Source organism: Mycobacterium sp. (assembly GCF_049281135.1).
Classification (GTDB): Bacteria; Actinomycetota; Actinomycetes; order Mycobacteriales; family Mycobacteriaceae; genus Mycobacterium.
Genome location: NZ_JBAPRN010000100.1, coordinates 1 through 5,138, shown reverse-complemented (window position 1 = coordinate 5,138; position 5,138 = coordinate 1). Strand labels below are relative to the sequence as shown.

Genomic DNA, 5,138 nt, shown 5'->3' with positions numbered 1-5,138 from the left:
TCGGCGACGACAGCCGGATCGGCGCCAATGCCGTTGTCGTCAAAGAAGTTCCGAACAGCGCCGTGGTCATTGGAGTCCCCGGGCAGGCGATCAGTCATCACGGCTCGAGCGGCAGCGACGCCACGCTACCCGACCTGGTCGGCATCAGCCTGCAGTCCCTACTGACCAGGGTCGCCAAACTCGAGTCGCAGAGCGACTCACCACAGACCGAGCACATCATCCGGCCACCCGAAGCCGGCGTGTGGCACGGCGAGGACTTCTCGATTTAGGCTGCGCCGGATTCCTGCCAGGCGTCGTAGCCGCCGAGCAGGTCTGCGACGGCATGGAACCCCGAAGCCCGCAACAGGCTTGCCGCCACCAGCGAGCGGTAGCCACTGGCGCAGTACGTGACCACTGGCGCCCGGTAATCCAGACTGTCGATCGAATCGGTCAGGGACGGTAGCGGAATCTCACGCGCGCCCTGGATAACGCCCTCGGCCGTCTCCCCTGGGTTGCGTACGTCTAGCAGCTGAAGGTCCGGCTCCGTGTAGAGCAGTTCGGCAAGTTGCGCCGGCGTGAAACGCGAGGCGGTCTCGACCAGATCGTGCCACCGGGTGAAAACACTCGGCAGATCGCGCAATTGGCCTATGACCCGATCGAAGCCGATCCTGGCGAGGCGAGTCTTGGCTTCCTGCGCGATCGCCGCATCACCGACCAGGATGATGTCGCTATCCGGCGACACGACAATGCCGACGGATTCCGCGAAGCGCCCCTGCAAGCCGACGTTGACCGCACCACGCAGATGTCCGCGGGCATACTCGGCCTCTTCTCGACCATCGAGCAGAATGGCCCCCACCGCGGCATGCCTGCAGACATCGTCGATGTCCAACAGTGGCGGCGGGCTTTCATCCAACAGCGGATGCTGCTTGCGATTGCGCACGGAGTCGAACTCGAAGTAGCGCGGCCGCGGCGGCTGATCCTCGGTGAGTGTCGCGACAAATCGCTCGACCCCGACGATTTGGAGCGCGTCATTGGTTCGCCGCTGCTCACCGATCGTCGAGCTGGTTTCACTCGACAGGTTTTTGCCGCACGATGACCCTGCCCCGTGGGCCGGGAAGACGCGAGTGGCGTCGGGCAGCTTCAGCAGCTTGTCGTGCAGCGACTGATACATCGAGCGTGCCAACGTCTCCGCCGAAAGACCGTTGTCCGCCAGCAGGTCTGGACGTCCCACGTCGCCGACGAACAAGGTGTCGCCGGTCAGCACCCCGTAGGGCACCTCATCGTCGGCGTGCTCGTGCACCACGATGCAGATCGATTCGGGTGTGTGGCCTGGAGTGGCGAGAACTTCCAAGGTGACGTCACCCAACGAGATGCGCTGACCGTCGTGCAGCGGCTCGATCGGGAACTCGACATCGGCATCTTTGCCGTAGGAGATCACCGCCCCGGTCGCTGCGGCCAACTCCAAATGACCGCTCAAAAAGTCGGCGTGAATATGGGTCTCGACAACGCGTTCGATGCGTAAGCCGTGCTCTGCCGCGTCGTGCAGATACTCAACGATGTCGCGACGCGGGTCGACCACGACTGCCCGGCCGGTCGTCTCGTCGCCGATCAGATACGACGCCTGCGACAAACAGTCGAGGTAGTACTGCGTGAAGATCATGCCGCTCCGCTCCCCAAATCCCCCAAGACACCATGTTCCCGCCCACGGCACCGACCGGCAATTTGAAATCACCCTGAGTTCAAGATGTGCCTGGTAGCAGCCTCCGATTACCTTCCTGACAAGTCGACCTCGTCGAACGAGGCGACCCAACGATGCGGTGGACGCGGGTTGTTCGGCTCACCAGGACGCTCGACGCCGAGTACCGACCAGCCGGCCGCGGCTGCGGCATCGAGTTCGTCGGGATGGTCGGACAGGAAGAGGATCTGGTCAGGTGTCAGGCCGATCGCCTTGGCAATCGTTTCGTACGAGAAGCTTTCACGCTTGGCACCCGCGTTGGCCAGATCGAACCAACCGCTGATCAGCGACGCCAGATCGCCGTCGCGGGCGTACGCGAACCAATCCTGTTGGTTGCGAACCGAACCCGAAGAGTAGATATGCAATTCGATACCCGCTTCGCGCCACGCCGCCAACGCCGGCGGTGCGTCGTCGAAGAACTCCCCGTGCAAGGCACCGCTGCGAAAGCCTGCCGCGCAAACCAGGCCCTGCGCGGTCTTCAACGGCGCGGCTTTGACATCGGAATCAAGCCAATCACAGAGGATTTCCGCTACCTCGACCGGACCGGCGTCGGGTTGTGCCGACAACTCGCGGGTTTGCGCGATCACCGAATCGGCAAGCCCGCCGACATTGTCAGCCAGCCACTGGCCTAGATGGCGGCGGGTGTAGCCGTAGAGACCCTCACGCACCGAATTGGTCGGGCTGGTAGTGCCCTCGATGTCGATGACGATCGCTGCGATCACGTCGCGACGAGCTGATCGAGTGTCGGAAAGCGTTCTCCGATCGGATCGCCGGTGAAGTCGCCGATCCAGCCGTCTGCCTGCTCGAAGAACCGGATCGCGGCGAATTCGGGGTCTGAACCCATATCGAACCAGTGCCGGGTGCCCGCTGGAACCGTCAGCAGATCGCCGCGTTCGCACACCACCGCAAAGACTTCCGGCTCGAGATGCAGGTAGAAGCAGGCGCGTCCGGCAACGAAGAAGCGGACTTCGTCTTCGGCGTGGCGATGCTCGGCCAGAAATTTCGAGCGCGCGGCGGCCGCCGTGGCGTGCCAGTCGGGGTCGCTGTGGTCGGGTCGCAGTGCGGCCACATCGATGTGCCGATAGCGGTCGTCGAAGTTGATTGCCGCGACCTGGTCGGCGTGGTCGGCCAAGATCCGCTCGGCCGGCTCGCTCGCGTCGACGTCAGAAGCAATCGGTCGGCGATCGAAAACGATTCCCCGCGTGGCAAGCTCGTCGCCGATTTGGCGGGCGTCGTCGGTGCGCAACCGCACCTTCTCGGCATCGGTGTCGGCCATCACCTGCAGAAGTGTCATTCGATCCCTATCTCGCGCCGCCCGGTCAGTGTCGCCAACTCGCACATCGCTTCCAGACATTCGACGCGGTCGCGAGCCTGCGCAAGGTCGGCGCCCCACGCGGTGATCCCGTGACCGCCGATGAATAGTACCGGCGGGGCGTCCGGATGCTGTTTCAGATGTTGCTCGATGTCCTCGGCGATACCCGCGACATCGACGTGATTGGTGAACACCGGGATGCTGATGGTGCCGGTGGTGCCCAGTCCTTTGATCAGCTCGTAGCCCGTGAACGTCAAAGTCGTTGAAGCACCCACTGTTTGGGCGGTCGCGTGCGGCGCATGAACGTGAACGACGGCGTCGGCGTCGGTGGCCCGGTAGATCGCGGTGTGAATCGCGGTCTCTGCGGACGGACGGCGGCTACCCGACATCGGTTGTGAGTCGGCGACGGCCACCGTCACCATGTCGGCGGCGGTGAGCTCGCCCTTGGACAGCCCGCTGCCGGTGATCGCCGCCGTCTGCCCGGTGCGCACCGAAATATTGCCTGCCGTGCCGGGCATCCAGCCACGCGCGTACAAGCTGCGGGCGATGTCGGCGATCTGCTGCTCCACAGCGGTGTTCGCCTCGCCGATCGGACCGTTTTCGGTCACCACCGCGGTGATCAGGTCAGGCGGTGTGACATCGAAAGCGGGATTGAAGACGGCGGTGCCGTCAGGGGCGGTGGCAACGCCGGCGACATGAGTGATTTCCGCTGCGGCTCGCTGTTCGACGACGATCTCGCCTCCCGTCGCCGTCGCGATGTCGCGAGTCGATTCGGGCGCGACAACGATGAACGGGATACCGTGCCGGTGCGCCGCCACCGCCAGCGCATAGGTGCCGATCTTGTTCGCGACCGAGCCGTCGGCGGCGATGCGGTCCGCGCCGACCATCACGCAATCGACCTGCCCGGTGGCCATCGCCCACGCCGCGGCGGAGTCGATCGTCAGCCGGTGCGCAATGTCCGCCTCGGCCAACTCCCACGCGGTCAGCCGGGCCCCCTGCAGCAGCGGGCGCGTCTCGTCGACCAACACCTCGGCTACCTTGCCGCGCGCATGCAACACCCGCAGCGCCCCGAGCGCAGTACCGACTGCGGTGGTAGCCAGCCGGCCGGTGTTGCAGTGCGTGAGCACACGCAGCGGACGATCGGGACACAGCCGCAGCACCAGATCGGCGGCATGGGTGGCAAGCATCCGATTGACCCGCGCATCCTCGGCCAGCATCTGCTGGGCCTCTGCGAGCACGGCATCCGGGCCCGCGGGCAACGTGGCCAGCGCTCGCCGCACACCCCAGGCCAGATTCACCGCGGTGGGCCGGGCCGATGCGATCCGGGCGGCTTCCGACGTCGTCGTGTCGGTATCACCGACGTGCGTATATGCCGCCAGCGCCACACCGAAGGCGCCGGCCACCCCGAGTGCAGGAGCACCCCGGATGGCCAGGGTCTTGATCGCGTCGATGAGCTCGTCAACGGTGGCGATCCGCAGCCAGCGCAACTCGCGCGGCAACAGGCGCTGGTCAATGGCCAGCAATGCGCCATCGGCCCAGGTGATCGAGCTTTCCGCCACAGCCCCGGATCGCGACTCCAGTGTTGTCACACACCCCATCCAACCCCGACTGGAGGCCCGCGGCCAGAATTCTTAACAGGACAACCAGGCCGATCTGGCCGACAATGAGCCGATGCGATTACTTCTCGTGCTGGCCAGCGCGGCTGTGGCGGTCGGCCTGGCCGTGCCGGCGCTGGCAGACCCGCCCGATCCCCCCGCCCCCGACCCTGCTGCCGATGCGAATTTCATCGCCTCGCTCAAGAACGCGGGCATGACCTTTCGCAAAGAGTCCGATGCCGTCGCGGCCGGCCGGCTCTCCTGCGACATGATGAACTCAGGGACATCCGAACAGGACGTAGTCACCAAATTGTCGGCACTCAATCCGGGATTGAACACCGCCGGTGCGATGAAGTTCGCGGCGCTCGCATCCAGCGCGTACTGCCCGGACTACCTGACTAAGTCGAGCCAGAAGCAAGGTGGGCTGGGCGGGCTGCTCGGTGGCCCTGGTGGTCACTGAGCAACGCGGGCTGCGATCAAACGGTTAGCTTGCTCCCCCGGGTGGACTCGAACCACC

The 5,138-nt window shown here is 65.1% G+C and carries 5 protein-coding genes and 1 pseudogene; 2 read left to right on the top strand and 4 right to left on the bottom strand.

Going from position 1 to position 5,138, the window contains the following annotated elements:
• A pseudogene (locus WAN02_RS04190) lies at positions 1-269 on the top strand (serine O-acetyltransferase); the annotation flags it as partial.
• Here the strand turns inward: WAN02_RS04190 and WAN02_RS04185 are convergent.
• From WAN02_RS04185 to mtnA, 4 genes are all read right to left on the bottom strand, one after another.
• The gene (locus WAN02_RS04185; protein ID WP_422262917.1) at positions 266-1,639 is read right to left on the bottom strand and encodes a rhodanese-like domain-containing protein; all 1,374 of its coding nucleotides are present in this window, start codon (positions 1,637-1,639) and stop codon (positions 266-268) included. The pseudogene WAN02_RS04190 and the gene WAN02_RS04185 sit on opposite strands and share 4 nt — an antisense overlap.
• 107 nt (positions 1,640-1,746) lie before the next feature.
• The gene (gene mtnC / locus WAN02_RS04180; RefSeq protein WP_422262916.1) at positions 1,747-2,436 is read right to left on the bottom strand and encodes an acireductone synthase; all 690 of its coding nucleotides are present in this window, start codon (positions 2,434-2,436) and stop codon (positions 1,747-1,749) included.
• Positions 2,433-3,008, bottom strand: a complete 576-nt coding sequence (locus WAN02_RS04175; protein ID WP_422262915.1) for a 1,2-dihydroxy-3-keto-5-methylthiopentene dioxygenase — start codon at positions 3,006-3,008, stop codon at positions 2,433-2,435. The genes mtnC and WAN02_RS04175 overlap by 4 nt, the downstream gene beginning before the upstream one ends.
• Positions 3,005-4,585: an S-methyl-5-thioribose-1-phosphate isomerase gene (gene mtnA / locus WAN02_RS04170; protein ID WP_422262918.1), complete on the bottom strand. Its 1,581-nt coding sequence runs from the start codon at positions 4,583-4,585 to the stop codon at positions 3,005-3,007. Before mtnA ends, WAN02_RS04175 begins: the two co-directional genes overlap by 4 nt.
• Positions 4,586-4,697: 112 nt before the next feature.
• Here mtnA and WAN02_RS04165 point away from each other — a divergent pair, with 112 nt between their 5' ends.
• Positions 4,698-5,081 (top strand): DUF732 domain-containing protein, encoded by a 384-nt coding sequence (locus tag WAN02_RS04165; protein ID WP_422262914.1) that lies wholly within the window; start codon positions 4,698-4,700, stop codon positions 5,079-5,081.
• The last annotated feature ends 57 nt before the right edge of the window (positions 5,082-5,138 follow it).